Source organism: Corallococcus sp. AB049A (genome assembly GCF_003668885.1).
GTDB classification, from domain to species: domain Bacteria; phylum Myxococcota; class Myxococcia; order Myxococcales; family Myxococcaceae; genus Corallococcus; species Corallococcus interemptor.
This window is the reverse complement of sequence record NZ_RAWL01001359.1, coordinates 1-402: the sequence shown is the minus strand read 5'-3', so window position 1 is coordinate 402 and position 402 is coordinate 1. Positions and strand designations below refer to the sequence as shown.

At 75.6% G+C, this 402-nt stretch carries 1 protein-coding gene; it reads right to left on the bottom strand.

All coding sequences use genetic code 11. The features are described from left to right. Nucleotides 1-185 (bottom strand): S4 domain-containing protein (locus D7X55_RS42160; RefSeq protein WP_255425074.1); only part of this gene is annotated, 185 nt, incomplete at its 3' end. Nucleotides 186-402: the final 217 nt, after the last annotated feature.

The window sequence follows — 402 nt, the reverse complement described above, 5'->3', positions numbered from 1 at the left end:
CGCTCCACCCGGCCATCCACCTCCACGCGGCCGTCGCGCACCGCCTGCTCGGCCTGGACGCGGGGCAGCACACCGGCCCGGCCCAGGGCCCGCGCCAGCCAGTCCGAGCCCGGACCCGCCGGGGTCTCCGGTCCCCTGCGCCTCGCGGCCTCGAGCCACCTGGGCGTCCGTTGCTTGCGCGCCATGCGTCCTCCCGTGTGCCACCCGCTGTATCAGATGCGTCACGCCAGGGGATTCCCCGAGCACCTCGGACATCGCAGCGAACAGGAGCGCTTCCACGAGCACTCCGCGCCGTTTGACTCCCCCGGGCGGCTCTGCGCATGTGCGCGCCCGCCGTGTCCACGCCTCCGTCCGAAACCGCCGAAGCCCCGCCCGAGCTCGCCGTCTCCCTCGCGCCCCCGC